The sequence below is a fragment of the Streptomyces sp. NPDC048353 genome (assembly GCF_055587165.1).
This window is the reverse complement of record NZ_JBVJGU010000010.1, coordinates 61,471-79,370: the sequence shown is the minus strand read 5'-3', so window position 1 is coordinate 79,370 and position 17,900 is coordinate 61,471. Positions and strand designations below refer to the sequence as shown.

The 17,900-nt window shown below is 71.2% G+C and carries 18 protein-coding genes; 13 read left to right on the top strand and 5 right to left on the bottom strand.

Going from position 1 to position 17,900, the window contains the following annotated elements; all coding sequences use genetic code 11:
- Positions 1–130: 130 nt before the first annotated feature.
- The gene (gene whiG, locus ACZ6RC_RS29675; protein ID WP_391138810.1) at positions 131–967 is read left to right on the top strand and encodes an RNA polymerase sigma factor WhiG; all 837 of its coding nucleotides are present in this window, start codon (positions 131–133) and stop codon (positions 965–967) included.
- Between the two features lie 53 nt (positions 968–1,020).
- Entirely contained in the window at positions 1,021–1,578 is a 558-nt protein-coding gene (locus ACZ6RC_RS29670) for a TetR/AcrR family transcriptional regulator (RefSeq protein WP_453618678.1), read from the top strand.
- 82 nt (positions 1,579–1,660) lie between these two features.
- On the opposite strand, the gene ACZ6RC_RS29665 is transcribed toward ACZ6RC_RS29670, so the two are convergent.
- Positions 1,661–2,128: a M23 family metallopeptidase gene (locus ACZ6RC_RS29665; protein WP_469589000.1), complete on the bottom strand. Its 468-nt coding sequence runs from the start codon at positions 2,126–2,128 to the stop codon at positions 1,661–1,663.
- A 255-nt stretch (positions 2,129–2,383) separates the two neighbouring features.
- On the opposite strand from ACZ6RC_RS29665, the gene rpsB reads away from it, so the two are divergent.
- The 5 genes from rpsB to ACZ6RC_RS29640 all read left to right on the top strand — a co-directional run bounded on the left by rpsB (position 2,384) and on the right by ACZ6RC_RS29640 (position 6,930).
- Positions 2,384–3,304: a 30S ribosomal protein S2 gene (rpsB, locus tag ACZ6RC_RS29660; protein WP_391138806.1), complete on the top strand. Its 921-nt coding sequence runs from the start codon at positions 2,384–2,386 to the stop codon at positions 3,302–3,304.
- 122 nt (positions 3,305–3,426) lie between these two features.
- Complete coding sequence (gene tsf / locus ACZ6RC_RS29655; protein WP_391138804.1) at positions 3,427–4,263, top strand: translation elongation factor Ts; 837 nt, start codon at positions 3,427–3,429, stop codon at positions 4,261–4,263.
- A gap of 158 nt (positions 4,264–4,421) precedes the next feature.
- Positions 4,422–5,186, top strand: a complete 765-nt coding sequence (pyrH, locus tag ACZ6RC_RS29650) for a UMP kinase (RefSeq protein WP_147979912.1) — start codon at positions 4,422–4,424, stop codon at positions 5,184–5,186.
- 101 nt (positions 5,187–5,287) lie between these two features.
- Positions 5,288–5,845, top strand: a complete 558-nt coding sequence (gene frr, locus ACZ6RC_RS29645) for a ribosome recycling factor (RefSeq protein ID WP_391138801.1) — start codon at positions 5,288–5,290, stop codon at positions 5,843–5,845.
- Positions 5,845–6,930, top strand: coding sequence for a phosphatidate cytidylyltransferase (locus ACZ6RC_RS29640; RefSeq protein ID WP_469588997.1), 1,086 nt, complete (start codon positions 5,845–5,847; stop codon positions 6,928–6,930). The genes frr and ACZ6RC_RS29640 overlap by 1 nt, the downstream gene beginning before the upstream one ends.
- A gap of 83 nt (positions 6,931–7,013) precedes the next feature.
- Here the strand turns inward: ACZ6RC_RS29640 and ACZ6RC_RS29635 are convergent, their stop codons facing one another.
- Complete coding sequence (locus tag ACZ6RC_RS29635; RefSeq protein ID WP_469588994.1) at positions 7,014–8,582, bottom strand: phytoene desaturase family protein; 1,569 nt, start codon at positions 8,580–8,582, stop codon at positions 7,014–7,016.
- Between the two features lie 5 nt (positions 8,583–8,587).
- Positions 8,588–9,109 carry an SRPBCC family protein gene (locus ACZ6RC_RS29630; RefSeq protein ID WP_469588991.1) on the bottom strand — a complete coding sequence of 174 codons (522 nt, stop codon included), beginning with the start codon at positions 9,107–9,109 and terminating at the stop codon, positions 8,588–8,590.
- A gap of 89 nt (positions 9,110–9,198) precedes the next feature.
- Here ACZ6RC_RS29630 and ACZ6RC_RS29625 point away from each other — a divergent pair, with 89 nt between their 5' ends.
- Complete coding sequence (locus ACZ6RC_RS29625; RefSeq protein ID WP_469588987.1) at positions 9,199–10,086, top strand: short-chain dehydrogenase/reductase; 888 nt, start codon at positions 9,199–9,201, stop codon at positions 10,084–10,086.
- 96 nt (positions 10,087–10,182) lie between these two features.
- Here ACZ6RC_RS29625 and ACZ6RC_RS29620 read toward each other — a convergent pair whose 3' ends face one another.
- Positions 10,183–10,443 carry a hypothetical protein gene (locus ACZ6RC_RS29620; protein ID WP_391138791.1) on the bottom strand — a complete coding sequence of 87 codons (261 nt, stop codon included), beginning with the start codon at positions 10,441–10,443 and terminating at the stop codon, positions 10,183–10,185.
- A 177-nt stretch (positions 10,444–10,620) separates the two neighbouring features.
- Between ACZ6RC_RS29620 and ACZ6RC_RS29615 the strand changes: the two genes are divergently transcribed.
- On the top strand, positions 10,621–11,511 hold the full coding sequence (locus tag ACZ6RC_RS29615) for an AraC family transcriptional regulator (protein ID WP_391138788.1): 891 nt from the start codon (positions 10,621–10,623) through the stop codon (positions 11,509–11,511).
- 386 nt (positions 11,512–11,897) lie between these two features.
- On the opposite strand, the gene ACZ6RC_RS29610 is transcribed toward ACZ6RC_RS29615, so the two are convergent.
- The gene (locus ACZ6RC_RS29610; protein ID WP_469588985.1) at positions 11,898–12,230 is read right to left on the bottom strand and encodes a hypothetical protein; all 333 of its coding nucleotides are present in this window, start codon (positions 12,228–12,230) and stop codon (positions 11,898–11,900) included.
- On the opposite strand from ACZ6RC_RS29610, the gene ACZ6RC_RS29605 reads away from it, so the two are divergent.
- The 4 genes from ACZ6RC_RS29605 (at position 12,213) to ACZ6RC_RS29590 (ending at position 17,818) form a co-directional block, all read left to right on the top strand.
- Positions 12,213–13,145: a hypothetical protein gene (locus ACZ6RC_RS29605; protein ID WP_469588983.1), complete on the top strand. Its 933-nt coding sequence runs from the start codon at positions 12,213–12,215 to the stop codon at positions 13,143–13,145. The two genes, ACZ6RC_RS29610 and ACZ6RC_RS29605, sit on opposite strands and share 18 nt — an antisense overlap.
- Positions 13,146–13,320: 175 nt before the next feature.
- Positions 13,321–15,234 carry an FG-GAP-like repeat-containing protein gene (locus ACZ6RC_RS29600; protein WP_469588978.1) on the top strand — a complete coding sequence of 638 codons (1,914 nt, stop codon included), beginning with the start codon at positions 13,321–13,323 and terminating at the stop codon, positions 15,232–15,234.
- 171 nt (positions 15,235–15,405) lie between these two features.
- Positions 15,406–16,512, top strand: coding sequence for a dual-specificity RNA methyltransferase RlmN (rlmN, locus tag ACZ6RC_RS29595; protein WP_391138782.1), 1,107 nt, complete (start codon positions 15,406–15,408; stop codon positions 16,510–16,512).
- 226 nt (positions 16,513–16,738) lie between these two features.
- The gene (locus ACZ6RC_RS29590; RefSeq protein ID WP_469589249.1) at positions 16,739–17,818 is read left to right on the top strand and encodes a thiamine ABC transporter substrate-binding protein; all 1,080 of its coding nucleotides are present in this window, start codon (positions 16,739–16,741) and stop codon (positions 17,816–17,818) included.
- Positions 17,819–17,900: the final 82 nt, after the last annotated feature.

Genomic DNA, 17,900 nt, shown 5'->3' with positions numbered 1-17,900 from the left:
CGCCCACCCCGACCGGCGCGAACCACCGATGTTCGCGCACCGCGACATCCCAGTCACGCTACGCTCACCAGGATTCCTTACCGGCCACGCTTCCCGACCCACCCCACAGCAGAACGGCTCAAGGCAACGCATGCCCCAGCACACCTCCGGGTCTGACCGCGCTGCGGTGCCCCCAGCAGCCCGGGGCACCGTGCGACCGCCCGCACCGACATCGCTCGACGAGCTGTGGCGGTCGTACAAGGACACCGGCGACGAGCGGCTGCGGGAGCAGCTGATCCTCCACTACTCCCCGCTCGTCAAGTACGTCGCCGGCCGCGTCAGCGTGGGCCTGCCGTCCAACGTGGAACAGGCCGACTTCGTCTCCTCCGGCGTCTTCGGCCTCATCGACGCCATCGAGAAGTTCGACGTCGAACGGTCCATCAAGTTCGAGACGTACGCCATCACCCGCATCCGCGGCGCGATGATCGACGAGCTGCGCGCCCTGGACTGGATCCCCCGCTCCGTCCGCCAGAAGGCGCGCAACGTCGAGCGGGCCTACGCCACCCTCGAAGCCCAGCTGCGGCGGACCCCCACCGAGACCGAGGTCGCCGCCGAGATGGACATCGGCCTGGAGGAACTGCACGCGGTTTTCAGCCAGTTGTCCCTCGCGAACGTCGTCGCGCTCGAAGAGCTCCTCCACGCCGGCGGCGAGGGCGGCGACCGACTGTCGATCATGGACACGCTCGAGGACACCGCCGCCGACAACCCCGTCGAAATCGCCGAGGACCGCGAGCTGCGCAGGCTGCTGGCCCGGGCCATCAACACCCTCCCCGAGCGGGAGAAGACGGTCGTCACCCTCTACTACTACGAAGGCCTCACCCTCGCCGAGATCGGGCACGTCCTCGGCGTCACCGAGAGCCGGGTCAGTCAGATCCACACCAAGTCCGTCCTCCAGCTGCGCGCCAAGCTGGCCGATGTAGGACGCTGACGCCGCGGAGCCGGTCGTACAGTGGAGCCGTGCCCAGGATTCGAGCGGCCTCGGTGGCCGAGCACCGGACGATGCAGCGCGGCGCCCTGCTGGACGCCGCGCGATCCCTGCTGTCCGAAGGCGGTACGGAGGCGTTGACCTTCCCCGCCCTCGCCGAGCGCACGGGCCTCGCCCGCTCCTCGGTGTACGAGTACTTCCGCTCCCGCGCGGCCGTGGTCGAAGAGCTGTGCGCCGCCGACTTCCCCCTCTGGGCCGCCGAGGTCGAAGCGGCGATGGCCCGGGCCGAGACGCCCGAGGGCAAGGTCGAGGCGTACGTCCGCAAGCAGCTGGAGCTGGTCGGCGATCGCCGGCACCGGGCGGTCGTCGCGATCTCCGCGAGCGAGCTGGACGACGGGGCCCGCGAGAAGATCCGCGCCGCCCACGGCGGCCTCGTCGCCATGATCGTCGAAGCCCTCGGACAGCTCGGCCAGGAACAGCCCCGCCTGGGCGCGATGCTCCTCCAGGGCGTCGTGGACGCCGCCGTGCGCCGGATCGAACTCGGAGCGGCCGAGGAGCCGGACCGGATCGCCGAGGCGGCGGTCTCCATGGCCCTGCGCGGCGTCGGGGGCTGACCCCCCCCGCCCCCTCCCCCCCCGCCCCCCTCCCTCCCCCCCCGGCCCCCGCCCCGCTACGGCCGTCGTTCTGCGCCCGTGGCTAGGGGACTCCTGTCACCGGGAGCAGGCGGCTCGGGCCGGGGTGGAGCAGGCGTAAGGGGTTGAGGTAGGTGTCGCCGCGCAGGAGGCCCCAGTGGAGGCAGGAGCGTGGGCAGTGGGGTGTCGTGCGGGCGGGAACGGTGAGGGTGGCGATCGGTTGGCCGCGGGTGACGTGGGTGCCGACGGGGACGAGCGGGGTCACCGGTTCGTAGGTGGTGCGCAGGGGCGGGGTGCCCGTGCCAGGCAGGGTGAGGGTGAGGACGCCGCGGCCGCCGACGGGGCCCGCGAAGGTGATCACGCCGGCCGCGGTCGCGTGGACGGTGGTGCCGGGTTCGGCGGCGAGGTCGAGGCCGCGGTGGCCGGGGGCGTACGGTCCGGCGGGCGGATCCCAGTCGCGGACGATCTCGGGCGGAGGCGGGCCGACGGGCCAGGCCAGGGTGAGGGCGAGGAGCAGGGTCGTCAGGTGCATGGGGGTCACGCTTCCGCAGATCACGCGGCTGTGCCGGTCATGGGCGTGGTCTGTGGACGACGGGCCGGTTGTGGACAGCGCCGTCACCCGGTGGCCCCCGGGTCCCGTACACTTCCTATGGCGATCCGGGTCACCGGGTCGACTTCGCACGCCCCGCCATCACCCTCACCGGTCGTGGCAGCGCCTTTTCGGTCCCTTGTGGCACGGCGCGTCGGGGCGTCAGGACATAACCGAGAAAACCAAGGAGATACGGCCATGGCCGTCGTCACGATGCGGGAGCTGCTGGAGAGCGGCGTCCACTTCGGTCACCAGACCCGTCGCTGGAACCCGAAGATGAAGCGCTTCATCTTCACCGAGCGCAACGGCATCTACATCATCGACCTGCTCCAGTCGCTGTCGTACATCGACCGCGCCTACGAGTTCGTCAAGGAGACCGTCGCGCACGGCGGCTCCATCATGTTCGTCGGTACGAAGAAGCAGGCCCAGGAGGCCATCGCCGAGCAGGCGACGCGTGTCGGCATGCCGTACGTCAACCAGCGTTGGCTCGGTGGCATGCTCACCAACTTCTCCACCGTCTACAAGCGTCTGCAGCGCCTCAAGGAGCTCGAGCAGATCGACTTCGAGGACGTCGCCGCCTCGGGTCTCACCAAGAAGGAGCTCCTGGTCCTCTCGCGCGAGAAGGCCAAGCTGGAGAAGACCCTCGGTGGTATCCGCGAGATGCAGAAGGTGCCGAGCGCCGTCTGGATCGTCGACACCAAGAAGGAGCACATCGCCGTCGGTGAGGCGCGCAAGCTCCACATCCCGGTCGTCGCGATCCTCGACACCAACTGCGACCCCGACGAGGTCGACTACAAGATCCCGGGCAACGACGACGCGATCCGCTCCGTCACCCTGCTCACCCGCGTGATCGCCGACGCCGTCGCCGAGGGCCTCATCGCCCGTTCCGGTGCCGCGACCGGTGACTCGAAGCCGGGCGAGAAGGCCGCCGGCGAGCCGCTCGCCGAGTGGGAGCGCGACCTGCTCGAGGGCGAGAAGAAGGCCGACGAGGCCGAGAAGCCCGCCGAGACCGAGGCCGCCGCCGAGACCGAGGCGCCCGCCGCCGAGGCCCCGGCCGCCGAGACCGAGGCGCCCGCCGCCGAGGCCGAGGCTCCGGCCGCCGAGGCCGAGCAGGCCTGAAGCGACGGCCCGACCCTCACGGGTCCGGTTGTTTCGGACATCGGATGAAGACGGCGGGGGCGCTCGTTGCCCCCGCCGTCCACCCGTAGATCTTTCAGACTTCGAGAGAGAAACTCAGACTCATGGCGAACTACACCGCCGCTGACGTCAAGAAGCTCCGTGAGCTCACCGGCGCCGGCATGATGGACTGCAAGAAGGCGCTGGACGAGGCCGACGGCAACGTCGACAAGGCCGTCGAGGCGCTGCGCATCAAGGGTCAGAAGGGCGTCGCCAAGCGCGAGGGCCGTTCGGCCGAGAACGGTGCCGTGGTCTCCCTGATCGCCGACGACAACACCTCCGGTGTCCTCGTCGAGCTGAAGTGCGAGACGGACTTCGTCGCCAAGGGTGACAAGTTCCAGGCCGTCGCCGCCGCGCTCGCCGCGCACGTCGCCGCCACCTCCCCGGCCGACCTCGAGGCGCTGCTCGCCTCCGAGATCGAGGCCGGCAAGACGGTCCAGGCGTACGTCGACGAGGCCAACGCCAACCTCGGCGAGAAGATCGTCCTCGACCGCTTCGCGCAGTTCTCCGACGGCTTCGTGTCGGCGTACATGCACCGCACCATGCCCGACCTGCCCCCGCAGATCGGTGTTCTCGTCGAGTTCGACAAGGAGAACGCCGAGATCGCCAAGGGTGTCGCGCAGCACATCGCCGCCTTCGCGCCGAAGTACCTCACCCGTGAGGACGTTCCGGCCGAGGTCGTCGAGACCGAGCGTCGCGTCGCCGAGGAGACCACCCGCGCCGAGGGCAAGCCCGAGGCCGCGCTCCCGAAGATCGTCGAGGGTCGCGTGAACGGCTTCTTCAAGGACGCCACGCTCCTCGGCCAGCCGTACGCGCTGGACAACAAGAAGTCCGTCCAGCAGGTGCTGGACGAGGCCGGCGTCACCCTGAAGCGCTTCTCGCGCATCAAGGTCGGCATCTGAGTCCGTACGCAACGGACACCGGACCCCGGTAGGGTCTGAAGCAGTCGTCCGCGTTCGCGTAGGACGACCGCAGATCTGACGAGGAGGCCATTGCCGTAGGGGAAACCGCGAGGACCCACCGGCAATGGCCTTCGTCGTATGTGCACGAGGAGATCTCCATGAACCAGGGCGCCGCACAGGGCGACGACATCCACGGCAAAAAGGCCGGCCGCTTCATGCTGAAGCTGTCCGGTGAGGCGTTCGCCGGCGGCGGCGCACTCGGCGTCGATCCCGACGTCGTGCACAAAATCGCGCGCGAGATCGCCGCCGTCGTCCGCGACGGCGCCGAGATCGCGGTCGTGATCGGCGGCGGGAACTTCTTCCGCGGCGCCGAGCTGCAGGTACGCGGCATGGACCGGGCGCGCTCCGACTACATGGGCATGCTCGGCACGGTCATGAACTGCCTCGCCCTCCAGGACTTCCTGGAGAAGGAGGGCATCGACTCCCGTGTCCAGACGGCCATCACCATGGGCCAGGTCGCGGAGCCGTACATCCCGCTGCGCGCCGTGCGGCACCTGGAGAAGGGCCGCGTGGTCATCTTCGGTGCCGGCATGGGCATGCCGTACTTCTCCACCGACACCACGGCCGCTCAGCGTGCCCTGGAGATCGACGCCGAGGCCCTGCTCATGGGCAAGAACGGCGTGGACGGGGTCTACGACTCCGACCCGAAGACCAACCCCGACGCGGTCAAGTTCGACGCGCTGGAGTACGGCGAGGTGCTCTCCCGCGACCTGAAGGTCGCCGACGCCACCGCCATCACCTTGTGCCGTGACAACACCCTCCCGATCCTCGTCTTCGAACTGCTCGCCGAGGGCAATATCGCGCGCGCGGTCAAGGGTGAGAAGATCGGCACTCTCGTGAGCGACCAGGGCACCCGGGCCTGAGCCTCGGCTCGAACCGGGCACCGCCCCGCGAGGGGATGGACAGAGCCCTGCCGGTCGTACACCGTGCAGGACAAAGACGCGACGACACGCAGGAGCAACTGGTGATCGAAGAGACCCTCCTCGAGGCCGAGGAGAAGATGGAGAAGGCCGTCGTGGTCGCCAAGGAGGACTTCGCCGCGATCCGCACCGGCCGTGCGCACCCGGCGATGTTCAACAAGATCGTGGCGGACTACTACGGTGCCCTCACGCCCATCAACCAGCTGGCGTCCTTCTCGGTGCCGGAGCCGCGCATGGCCGTGGTGACCCCGTTCGACAAGACCGCGCTGCGCAACATCGAGCAGGCGATCCGCGACTCGGACCTCGGCGTCAACCCGAGCAACGACGGCAACATCATCCGTGTGGTGTTCCCCGAGCTCACCGAGGAGCGCCGCCGCGAGTACATCAAGGTCGCCAAGGGCAAGGCCGAGGACTCGAAGATCTCCATCCGCTCCGTCCGCCGCAAGGCCAAGGAGACCATCGACAAGCTGGTCAAGGACGGCGAGGTCGGCGAGGACGAGGGCCGTCGCGGCGAGAAGGAGCTCGACGACACCACCGCGAAGTACGTCACGCAGGTGGACGAGCTGCTCAAGCACAAGGAAGCCGAGCTCCTCGAGGTCTGATGAACGACTCTTCCTGGGGGGCCCCGGCCGCAGCCGGCTTCTGGGGGCCCGCCCAGGGACCTGCCCCGGCGGGTCCCGCATACGATGGAGTGAGGGCGGCGCAGACTCGGCCCATGCCCATCGTTCCCGACGTCCCCGCCGGCGACCACCAGGACGATCATGATCGGGGGGCCGCTCCGCGGAGCGGTCCCCCGTTCCGTGACGAGATGCCGCACGAGCACCCGCAGGAGCCCATGTCCAGCCCGCCCCAGCCCGCCGGCCCGCAGAAGAAGAGTGCGGGGCGGGACCTGGGCGCGGCCATAGGGGTCGGGGTCGCGCTCGGCGCCGTCATCATCGCGTCGCTGTTCATCTGGAAGGCCGCGTTCGTCGGCGTCATAGCGGTCGCCGTCGTCGTCGGCCTCTGGGAGCTCACCTCCCGCCTCCAGGAGCGCAAGGGCATCAAGGCGCCGCTCGTCCCGCTCGCCGTCGGCGGGGCGGCGATGATCGTGGCCGGGTACGTCCGCGGCGTCGAGGGGGCCTGGGTCGCGATGGCCCTGACCGCCCTCGCCGTGCTCGTGTGGCGGATGACGGAGCCCCCCGAGGGCTATCTGAAGGACGTCACGGCGGGCATCTTCGCGGCGTTCTACGTCCCGTTCCTCGCGACGTTCGTGGCGCTCATGCTCACCGCCGACGACGGGCCGTGGCGCGTGCTGACGTTCCTGGTGCTGACCGTGGTCAGCGACACCGGGGCGTACGCGATCGGCTGGCGCTTCGGGAAGCACAAGCTGGCGCCGCGCATCAGCCCCGGAAAGACCCGCGAAGGGCTGCTCGGCGCGGTCACCTTCGCGATGGCGGCGGGCGCGCTCTGCATGCAGTTCATGATCGACGACGGGACCTGGTGGCAGGGGCTGCTCCTCGGTCTCGCGGTGGCGGCGAGCGCGACGCTCGGCGACCTCGGCGAGTCGATGATCAAGCGGGACCTCGGCATCAAGGACATGGGCACGCTGCTCCCCGGACACGGCGGGATCATGGACCGGCTCGACTCGCTGCTCCCCACCGCGCCGGTGGTGTGGCTGCTGCTCGTGGTCTTCGTCGGAACGACCTGACCGCACCCGGGCCCGGCCCCTGCGGTACGTACGGAAGGGCTCGCCGTCCTCGGACGGCGAGCCCTTCGGCGTCCTCCCACCCCCTAGGTGCGGCGGATCAGACGGCCGCGCAGCGCCGCACGGGCCGCGTTGGCGCCGGGGGCGCCGTGGACACCGCCGCCCGGGTGGGCCGAGGCCGAGGCGAGATACAGGCCCCTGACCGGCGTCTCCGGGCGGCCCGTGCCGGGCGTGGGACGGAACACGAGCTGCTGGTGCAGCGCGGCCGTACCGCCGTTGAGGGCGCCGCGGCGCAGGTTAGCGTCCATCGACTCCAGGGTCGGCGGGGTGAGCACGCGGCGCGCGCGGATGCGGTCGCGGAAGCCGGGGGCGTAGCGCTCCACCTGTGCCTCCACGCGGTACGCCATCGCCTCGCTCTCCCGCTCGTCCCACCGGCCGGTGATGCCGTCGGGGCCCGCGTCGCCGCGGATGCGCTGGGGAAGATGCGTGTACGCCCACGCGGACTCGGTCCCGGCCGGTGACCGCCCGGCGTCCGCCGTGGTCATCTGCCCGAAGAGGACGAACGGCTCCTCCGGGACCAGCCCCGTCGCGATCTGCGCGGCGAAGCGCGTGAGGCCGTCGACGCCGTCCGCCAGGTGCACGGTCCCGGCCTGCGACGCGGCCCGCGCCGTCCACGGCACCGGGGCGTCGAGCGCCCAGTCGACCTTGAAGGTGGCGAAGTCCCACTGGAAGCGCCGGAGGTCCCGCAGCAGACGGTCGGGCAGATGCGCCGGGTCGACCAGGCGCCCGAAGAGCGCCGGGGCCGACACGTCGGCGAGGACCGCGCGCCGGGCCGGTACCCCCTCTCCGGCCGCGGTGCGGACTCCCACCGCGCGGCTGTTCCGTACGACCACCGACGCGACCCGTTCCCCGCACCGCACGGCCCCGCCGCGGCTCTCCAGGCGCCGGACCAGCGCGTCGGTCAGGGCCCCGGCGCCACCGACCGGCACCGGGAATCCGTGGCTCTGGCCGAGCATCGACATCAGCCAGCCGTAGCCGCCGCTCCCCGCCGCCTCGGGGGCCAGATCGGCGTGCAGGGCGTTGCCGGCGAGCAGCAGGCGCCCCCCTTCGCCGTGGAACTCCTCCTCGCCCAGGCGGCGCACGGGAAGGGCGAGGTTCCGGGCCAGGCGCAGCGCGGCGGGCGGGGTCAGCCGGGTGGCGAGGCGCAGGGCGGAGCGCACCGGCGGGAACGGTGTGAACAGCGCGCGCAGGATGTCCCCGCCGATGCGGTCCCACATCCGGCACATGCCCTGCCAGGCCTCCCCGTCACCGTCGGCGAACGCCTCCAGGCTCGCCGCCGTGCCGGCCGCGTCGCGGGCCAGTACCGCGCACCGCCCGTCGCGCAGCGGGTGCGCCAGCACATGGGGGGCGTGGCTCCAGCGCAGCCCGTGGCGTGCCAGGTCGAGGCCGGCCAGTACCGGGGAGGCGGCGGCCAGCGGGTAGAAGGAGCTGAAGAGGTCGTTGACGTAGTCGGGATGGACGCCGCGGTCGCTGCGTACCGCACCGCCGGGCTCGGGCTGTTCCTCCAGGACCTCCACGCTCCAGCCGGCGTCCGCGAGGAGGTTGGCGGCGACGAGGCCGTTGGGGCCGGCCCCGATCACCACGGCGTCCGGCACGGCGGTCACACCGCCCGGGGCCGGGGGCGGCCCGCGCGCCCCTCGCCGTGCGCCTTCGCGCCCTTGGCGTCCTCCGCCTCCGTGTCCTTCGCTTCCGTACCGTTTTCGACGGTCCGGGCGAGGCGGGCGAGCATGTCCCGGTGGCGGAGCTGGATCACCGCGTCCGAGAGGGTGTTGTGCCAGCGCCCGCCGAGGCCGCGCAGCGGGTGTTCGTCGCAGACGACCAGGGACTCCTCGCCCCAGGGGCGGACCTCCAGGGCGATCCGCGCGGTGCCGAGGGCGCCGGCGACGGCCTCCAGTTCCAGGACCTTCCCCGGTTCGCAGAGGCGCACGATCGTCTCACCGTCGCCGGACCACGGCCCGATCCGTACGGTGTACCGCAGGCGGGACCCCACCTGCGGCCAGTCGTCGTCGAGGGGGTCCGAGTCGGAGGTCCCCACCACCCAGTCGCTGTAGCGTGCGGGGTCGGCGAGGACCGCCCAGACGGCCTCGGGCCTCCGGCGGATCAGCTGGTGTCGTACGGCCATGGGGTCCTCCGTGTGAGAAGTGGGTCTCCCGCCTGCGGGTTCCCCGTCGCGCGCGGGACATCCGCCCCCCATGTGCCTACCGTGGACCCATGGGCGGAGTCTCACCACTGCACGGCCGGACGGCGGTCGTCACGGGCGCGGCCCGGGGCGTGGGGGAGCGGGCGGCCCTGGCGCTCGCCCGGCGGGGGGCGCGCGTCGCCCTGCTGGGGCACGAGGAGGCGGAACTCGCCCGCGTGGCCGACCGCTGCCGGGAGGCCGGGGCCCCGGCCCACGCCTGGCCGGCCGACGTGACCGACGACGCCCGGATGGCGGAGGTGGCCCGGGACGTCGAACGGCGGATGGGGCCCGCGTCGGTCGTCGTCGCCAACGCCGGGATCGCGGCCGCCGGACCGTTCGAGCGGACCGCCCCCGACAGCTGGCGGCGGATCGTCGAGGTCAACCTCGTCGGCAGCGCCGTCACCGCCCGCGCCTTCCTGCCGGCGCTCCTCGCGACCCGCGGCTACTACCTGCTCGTCTCCTCCCTCGCGGCGCTCTCGCCGGTGCCGCTGATGACGGCGTACGGGGCGTCGAAGGCGGGCGCCGAGGCGTTCGCGGCGGGGCTGCGGGCGGAGCTCGCCCACCGCGGGGTGGCGGTGGGCGTGGCCAGGCTGAGCTGGTACGACACCGACCTGATCCGGGCGGCCGACGACCACCGGGTGATGCGCGAACTACGGCGCCACCTGCCGTGGCCCGCCGACCGCGTCCATCCGGACGACCGGGTCGGCGAACTCCTCGCCCGGGGCGCCGAGCGCCGCCGCCCCGTCCTGCACCTCCAGCCCTGGCTCCGCCTGGTCCCCGCGCTCGGACCGCTGCTGCCCGCCGTGGTCGCCCGCGGCGCCCGGCAGGCCCTGTCCCGCCTCGACGAGGACGAGACGATCCTCGCCCCCACCGGCCTCCTGGGGCCGGGCGGCGAAGCGGACGAGGCCGCGGGGGCCTGACGCCCCGCTCGTCACCGGTCCCGCTCGTCACCGGTCCCGCTCGTCACCGGTATCGCTCGTCACCGGTCCCGCTCGGTCGTCGGCGGTGGTGCGGAGTCAGGCCGCGCCCGCCGCCCGGTCCCGGTCGCCTCGCGCCGCCGCCCGCTCGGCCCGTACCAGCTCGCGCAGCTCGGCCCGGCCGGCCGTGGGGAGGGGAAGGCGCCAGTACGGGTGGAAGCAGATCTCCGCCGAGAGCCGCAGCAGCCGTCTGCGCAGCGGGGTGGGGCGGTCCTGGCCGGGGCGGGCGAGTTCTTCGTAGGTCGCGGACCAGGAACGCTGGGCGGTGACGAGGTCGTCGGGGAAGGGGTGGTGCCTCATGGAACGATTAGAGCACTTGTTCGAATATCTGCGCCAGGTCGACTGCCCGGTGCCGCGCGGCGGGACCGGCTCCACCCGGCCGACCGGCTCCACCCGACCCGATCGGGCACAGGATGTCGGGTCCGGCAGGATGCCCGCTGCCTAGCGTGGAGACCGTCAAGAGGAAGGGGACCGGGAGTGCTGGACCGTCTGAACGAGGCCCTGGAGTACATCGAGCAGCGTCTCGACCAGCCCGTCGACAACGCCGAGCTGGCGCGGGTCGCGGCCACCTCGGAGTACCACCTGCGCCGGATGTTCTCCGCGCTCGCGGGGCTGCCGCTGTCGGAGTACGTCCGCCGGCGCCGGCTCACCGTGGCGGGTGCCGAGGTGCTCGACGGGAGCGCGTCCCTGCTGGACGTCGCGGTGCGGTACGGATACGGCTCGGGCGAGGCCTTCGCGAGGGCGTTCCGCGCCATGCACGGCGTCGGGCCCGGCGAGGCCCGGCGTACGGGCGCCGCGCTCGTCTCCCAGCCCCGGTTGACCTTCCGTCTCACTGTCGAAGGGAGCAGCAGTATGCGTTATCGCGTCGTGGACAGGCCGGACTTCACCGTCGTCGGCTTCAAGGCACGGGTCCCGCTCGTGCACGCGGGGCCGAACCAGGCGATCATCGATTTCGTCCGCGGGATCGACCGGACGCTCGTCGAGCGGCTGGCGAAGCTGTCGGACCAGGAGCCGCACGGGATCGTCGCGGTCTGCGACGACCTGGACCCCAGCCGGGCCGAAGGCACCGAACTCGATTACCTCCACGCGGTGATCACGTCGGCGACGGCCTCGGACGGGCCGCCGGAGGGCGCGCCCGAGGGGGTGGCGGTGCTCCCGGTGCCGGCCGGTACGTGGGCGGTGTTCACCGCCTCGGGTCCCGTACCGCAGGCCATCCAGGAGCTGTGGCGGGACGTCTTCACGGAGTGGTTCCCTTCGAACCCGTACCGCAGCCGTCCCGGGCCGGAGATCCTGCGGACCCGGATGTCGGCGGAGATGACCGAGGCGGACGCCGAGTTGTGGCTGCCGGTGGAGCGGGAGCTGGGCTGAGCGACGGGCGGCGCGCCACGCGCCGCCCGCCGTTGTCCCCCGTGGCGTGCGGGCGTTCGCCCATGGTGCGCAACGGAAGTGACGGCTCGTCGCGGTGAGGGGTCGGCGGGCGTGCCGTCCTGCCTCCGCATGGAGAGCCCTGTTGAACGCTGAAGCAACTGCACCGCGTTAGAAGCCGAGTTGCGGGACGCGTCGAAGGGGCGAAGAATTTTGTGTGGAATGCCAGTGCACCGTCGAGCCGTGCGGCTCCGGTGGCCAAGGACCCGCTCACGGGTCACGCCCACGAGGCAGAGCGATACACCACGAGCGCATCTGGAATCGTCATGGCCAAACTTGCCCGACGAAGGATCTCCCGCATGCTCGGCGCCTCATGTCTGGCCGCGTCACTAGCGGTTCCGGTCGGCATGGGAACGGCGGCGGTGGCGTCGGCCGATGCGCCCACCCAGGCCACGGCGGCCGGCCCGCTCGATCCCCCCGACCCGCCGCCCCAGCAGGAGGAACAGCAGCCGCCGGAGCCGCAGCCGGAGGAAGAGCAGCCGCCGCAAGAGGAACAGCCTCCACAGGAAGAGCAGCCGCCGCCAGAGGAACAGCCTCCGCCGGAGGAGCAACCGCAGGAGGAGCAGCAGCCCCAGGAGGAGCAGCAGCCCGAGGAACAGCAGCAGGAACCCCAGCAGGAACAGCAGGACGGGCAGCAGCAGTTCGTGACGCCTCAGCAGCAACAGCAGGTCAAGCAACAGGCCGCAAAGGCGCCCGAACAGGTGAAGGCCGAGCTGAACGCGGTCCTGGCCGAGGCGCTGAAGGTGATCAACAGCCCGACCGCGTCCGCCGACGACAAGGCGATCTACGGCTACATCGTGGCGGACATCAGCAGGACGTTGAACGCCATCGACAGCCCGGATACGTCCCCGGAGGACAAGGCCACCTACACGAAGTTCCTCCAAGGGATCACCGGAGCGCTGAAGATCGCTCAGGACCCGACCAAGTCGACGAACGAGCGGCTCGCCTACCGTGACATCGCCGATGACCTCGCCGCGTACGTGTCGATCATGCAGAATCCCAATGTGTCGCCGGCGGACAAGGCGTACTACAAGGCGAACGTGGAACTGCTGAGTGACGCGATGATCGCGCTCTCGAAGCCGAAGGGCCCGCCGAAGCCCCCGGTGGAGCAGAAGAAGATCGAGAAGGGCGTGAAGAAGACCCTCGGCGCCCTGAAGTCGATGCAGAACCCGAACACCAAGCCCAAGGACGCGAAGGACCAGGCCCAGATCAAGCAGATCATCGACACCAACAGCAAGGCGCTGGTGACGGTCCAGAACCCGGACGCCTCCGAGCAGCAGAGGAACGACGCGCAGAAGACGGTCGACTCGCTCGACAGCGCCACGCAGAACCCGCAATACAAGGAGTTCCTGCAAGAGGTGAAGCGCCTCGGCGCGCCCGCCGCTTGTGTGAACTCGATCCAGGACCGCACGAACGAGGCCGGCTGGCCCGAGGGATCGCTCTGGGGTCTCTCCGCCTCGTCCTGTGAGGACACGGTCGCCGCGGGCGCCGACGACGGCAGCAAGTGGTCCCCGGTGTTCGACTGCGTGGCCAACAAGCCGTTCTCCGAGTGCGTGGCGACCATCCCCAAGGACTGACCCCGGGGACTCCCACCCTCCGAACCCCCGACGGACCGCACACGGCCCCCGCGACGAGGACGCGGGGGCCTTCCCCTGCGCCGGACTGCCCACGAGGCGGCACCGACAGCCGAGGCGATCACCTGTTCGAGTAACGTTCGTCTTTCTTTCATGTCACCCATCAGGGGGGGGTTCCATGCGAACATCCGGGCTGTTCAAAGCCCTGTTGGCCACTCTGGCCTTCCTGTGCGCGGCCACACTGCCGACCGCGCCCCCGGCGCGGGCGGACACGGTGACGCCGTCGGCCGCACCGCCCGTCAGGACGTACACGTACAACCTCTGCGGCAGCGGCGGCACGACGGGATGCCTGGTCACCGCCGCGGAGAACAAGGCCCGCGTCGACACGATCGTGGCGGAGACGGGGGGCGCCTGGAACGCCGACTACATCTTCCTCGTCGAGGTCTGCCGCTATCAGTACGACGACCTGAACGCCGCTCTCAAGCCCCGTGGCTACACGGGCCGGTACGTCCAGACCGTCGCCCAGAGCGCCCTCAAGGGCTCGAACGGCCGGCAGCTGTGCGTCGACACCGGCGGCAGCACCACGCCCAGCTACGGCATGGCCCTGTTCGTCCGGGGGTACCACGTCGAAGGGGCCGACCTCACCCTGGACACGAAGGCCGCCATCCAGGACACCGTCGACGACGTGGCGATCGGACCGGTCGGAGCCGAGGACATCAAGGCCCCCTGCATCAAGGCCTGGGTCCAGAACCGGCTGACGTGGTCCTGCTCCGTGCACCTGTGGTGGGGCACGCCGAACGCCCCCGTCCGCCCCACGCCCCCCGCCCCGCCGGCCACCCCCGAGCAGACCGCGAAGTACAACGCCGATCTCGCGACGTACAAGGACCGGGCGGCGCGCCACCAGGTCATGGTCCGGGAGGCCAAGGTCCTCACCGACAAGGCACGGGAGTGGGAGGACGCCGGCATCCCCGTGATCCTCGGCGGTGACTTCAACTCCTCGCCGTGGGGAGACGTGCTGAACGGCTTCTACGCGGCGCCCACCGGCGACGGCGCGCACGGCGGGTTCATCGAGGCCGACGAGACCGACATCAGCCGCACCGCCGGCTTCGGCAACTGCCAGACCCCGGGGATCACGCGCTGCCGCATGGGCGCGCTCACCATGTTCGACGCGGCCCATCAGAACCGGGTGCAGAAGCTCGACTACACCTTCTTCAGCTCCCGCTTCTTCCGCGGCGCGGTCGGCGACGTGCCCGCCGAGCCCACGACCCCGACCGGTCAGTGGATCTCCGACCACCTGCCCCTGCGGGCCGCCGCCTACTGGTCGGACTGCGGCCCCTACGGTGACACCCCCGGTGCCGTCCACCGGCGGGACGCGGCCGGCGGTCTGTACCGCTACGAGGGCCGGGCGAACGGCGACAGCGCCGCTCTGGCCAAGCCCTGCAAGGTCGGCTCAGGCTGGACGGGCATGAAGCACGTCGCCCGGCACGGCACCACCCTCGCCGCCGTCGACGCCGCCGGAAACCTCTGGCACTACCCGGCCGCCGCGGTGGACGGCTCGTACTCCGGCGGCACCCGCCGCCTGGCCGGTACGGGCTTCCAGGACGACACCCTGCTCCTCGCCCCGGGCGACTTCGACGGCGACGGAACCGCCGACCTGATCACCCGGGACACCACGGGCGGCCTCTGGCTCCACCACGGCACCGGCCCGGACGGCTACGCCCCGCGTACGCCGCTCGCCGCCACCAGCGGCGACTGGGTCATGTACCCGTCGGTGATCGCCGGGGACTTCGCCCATTCCGAGGGCACGGACCCGGGGACCCCCGACCTCATCGCCATCGACGAAGTCGGCTCCCTCTGGCTCCAGGAGGGCACGGGCCACGGCACCCTCACCGAGCGCCGGCAGATCGGCCACGGCTGGGGCGTCTACGACACCCTCGCCGCCCCGGGCGACCTGAACGGCGACGGCAAGCCCGACATGGCCGCCCGCGAGGCCGGCGGCGACCTCTACTACTACAAGGGCGACGGCGCCGGCGGCTACGCGCCCCGCGTGAAGATCGGCTCCAGCTTCCCCGCTGGAGAGCTGCTCTTCTGACGCGAGCCTGAGGGAAACCCGCACGGAGAAGGCCCGGGGGAGACGCACGGATCCCCCGGGCCGTCCCCGGGCCGTCCCCGCGCCCCCGCCGGAAGCCATCCGCGCCCCGCCCTTGGGCCGTCCCGTGACCGCCCCAGGCCACCGCCCCGCGTCTGCGACACTGGTAGAACCATGCCCAAGCCCGGAGAACTCACTTTCGTCGCCCCCCGCGGAGCCAAGCAGCCCCCGCGGCACCTCGCCGACCTCACGCCCGCCGAGCGCAAGGAAGCCGTCGCCGCGATCGGCGAGAAGCCGTTCCGCGCCAAGCAGCTGTCCACGCACTACTTCGCGCGGTACGCCCACGACCCCGCCGAGTGGACCGACATCCCCGCCGGCTCCCGCGAGAAGCTGCAGGGCGAGCTGCTGCCCGACCTGATGTCCGTCGTCCGGCACATCTCCTGCGACGACGACACCACCCGTAAGACCCTGTGGCGGCTGCACGACGGCACGCTCGTCGAGTCCGTGCTCATGCGCTACCCCGACCGAGTCACCATGTGCATCTCCTCACAGGCCGGCTGCGGGATGAACTGCCCGTTCTGCGCCACCGGCCAGGCCGGTCTCGACCGGAACCTGTCGACCGCCGAGATCGTGCACCAGATCGTCGACGGCATGCGCGCCCTGCGCGACGGCGAGGTCCCCGGGGGCCCGGCGCGGCTGTCCAACATCGTCTTCATGGGCATGGGCGAGCCGCTCGCGAACTACAAGCGCGTCGTCGGTGCGATCCGCCGGCTGACCGACCCCGAGCCGGACGGTCTCGGGCTCTCCCAGCGCGGGATCACCGTCTCCACCGTCGGCCTCGTGCCCGCGATGCTGCGCTTCGCCGACGAGGGCTTCAAGTGCCGGCTCGCCGTCTCCCTGCACGCCCCCGACGACGAGCTCCGCGACACCCTCGTGCCCGTCAACACGCGCTGGAAGGTCCGCGAGGTCCTCGACGCCGCCTGGGAGTACGCGGAGAAGTCCGGCCGCCGGATCTCCATCGAGTACGCCCTCATCCGGGACATCAACGACCAGGCCTGGCGGGGCGACCTGCTCGGACGCCTCCTCAAGGGCAAGCGCGTCCACGTCAACCTGATCCCGCTCAACCCCACGCCCGGCTCCAAGTGGACCGCCTCGCGGCCCGAGGACGAGAAGGCGTTCGTCGAGGCCATCGCCGCCCACGGCGTGCCGGTCACCGTCCGTGACACCCGCGGCCAGGAGATCGACGGCGCCTGTGGACAGCTCGCGGCCACGGAGCGCTGACCTTGTAGTCTGAGCTCGAACACATCTCCATATTCCGACAGGGGAGCGCCACAGCGCTGAGAGTGCGGTCATCGGACCGCAGACCCTCTGAACCTCGCCCAGGTCATTCTGGGTAGGAAGTTCGGGCGTTACTCGAGCTGTTGCGCCCTGCCCACCCCCCGCGGGGTGGGCAGGGCCGCGTCTCTTCCTGGTCATACCCAGGAGGAATCCAGTGAGCACCAAGAAGATGGGCGCCGCCGCGCTCGTCGCCGCGCTGGGCGTCACCGCCCTCACCGCGTGCGGCACCGACGACGTCAGGGACGCGGCGGGCAAGAGCGGCGATCCCGCGCCGAAGACCGTGACCCTCGTGAGCCACGACTCCTTCAACGCCTCCAAGGAGGTCCTGGCCCAGTTCACGAAGCAGACCGGCTTCACCGTCAAGGTCCTCAAGAGCGGCGACGCCGGCGTCGCCGTCAACAAGGAGATCCTGACCAAGGGCTCCCCGCAGGGCGACGTCTTCTTCGGCGTCGACAACACCCTCCTCTCCCGCGCGCTCGACAACGGCATCTTCGTGCCGTACGAGGCGAAGGGCCTGGACGCGGTCGCCGACGGCGCGAAGGTCGACAAGGAGCACCGGGTCACCCCGATCGACACCGGCGACATCTGCGTCAACTACGACAAGAAGTACTTCGCCGACAAGAAGCTCAGCCCCCCGCAGACCTTCGACGACCTGGCCAAGCCGGCGTACAAGGACCTGCTCGTGGTCGAGAACCCCGAGAAGTCCTCCCCGGGCCTCGGCTTCCTGCTCGGCACCGCCGCGCGGTACGGCGACGACGGCTGGCAGGACTACTGGAAAAAGCTCAAGGCGAACGGCGTGAAGACCGTCGACAGCTGGGAGCTCGCCTACAACCAGGAGTTCTCCGGCTCCGCCGGCGGCAAGAAGGCCAAGGGCGACCGGCCGCTGGTCGTCTCGTACGCCTCCAGCCCGCCCGTCGAGGTCCTCTACTCCGAGCCGCAGCCGAAGGACGCCCCCACCGGCGTCGCCACCGGCACCTGCTTCCGGCAGATCGAGTTCGCCGGACTGCTGAACGGCGCGAAGAACCCCGAGGGCGGCAAGGCGCTGATCGACTTCCTGATCTCCCAGCGCTTCCAGGAGGACATGCCGCTGCAGATGTTCGTCAACCCGGTCACCGACGGCGCCCGGCTGCCCGAGCTGTTCACGAAGCACGGGGTCGTGATCGACAAGCCGCTGACCATGGCGCCCGAGAAGATCGCCGACAAGCGCGAGCAGTGGATCCAGTCGTGGTCCTCGACCGTCCTGAGGTAGACCGCGAGCACCGCCACGGCGGTGCCGGCGGCGTACGGGGCGCAGACCCCGTACGCCGCCGGTGGGACGTGCGGGGAAGCGC

Bases quoted from the DNA above. Each gene is read 5' to 3' on its own strand.
- whiG (WP_391138810.1), top strand. From the start codon at position 131: ATGCCCCAGCACACCTCCGGGTCTGACCGCGCTGCGGTGCCCCCAGCA.
- ACZ6RC_RS29665 (WP_469589000.1), bottom strand. From the start codon at position 2,128: ATGCACCTGACGACCCTGCTCCTCGCCCTCACCCTGGCCTGGCCCGTC.
- rpsB (WP_391138806.1), top strand. From the start codon at position 2,384: ATGGCCGTCGTCACGATGCGGGAGCTGCTGGAGAGCGGCGTCCACTTC.
- tsf (WP_391138804.1), top strand. From the start codon at position 3,427: ATGGCGAACTACACCGCCGCTGACGTCAAGAAGCTCCGTGAGCTCACC.
- pyrH (WP_147979912.1), top strand. From the start codon at position 4,422: ATGAACCAGGGCGCCGCACAGGGCGACGACATCCACGGCAAAAAGGCC.
- ACZ6RC_RS29640 (WP_469588997.1), top strand. From the start codon at position 5,845: ATGAACGACTCTTCCTGGGGGGCCCCGGCCGCAGCCGGCTTCTGGGGG.
- ACZ6RC_RS29630 (WP_469588991.1), bottom strand. From the start codon at position 9,109: ATGGCCGTACGACACCAGCTGATCCGCCGGAGGCCCGAGGCCGTCTGG.
- ACZ6RC_RS29625 (WP_469588987.1), top strand. From the start codon at position 9,199: ATGGGCGGAGTCTCACCACTGCACGGCCGGACGGCGGTCGTCACGGGC.
- ACZ6RC_RS29620 (WP_391138791.1), bottom strand. From the start codon at position 10,443: ATGAGGCACCACCCCTTCCCCGACGACCTCGTCACCGCCCAGCGTTCC.
- ACZ6RC_RS29600 (WP_469588978.1), top strand. From the start codon at position 13,321: ATGCGAACATCCGGGCTGTTCAAAGCCCTGTTGGCCACTCTGGCCTTC.
- rlmN (WP_391138782.1), top strand. From the start codon at position 15,406: ATGCCCAAGCCCGGAGAACTCACTTTCGTCGCCCCCCGCGGAGCCAAG.
- ACZ6RC_RS29590 (WP_469589249.1), top strand. From the start codon at position 16,739: ATGGGCGCCGCCGCGCTCGTCGCCGCGCTGGGCGTCACCGCCCTCACC.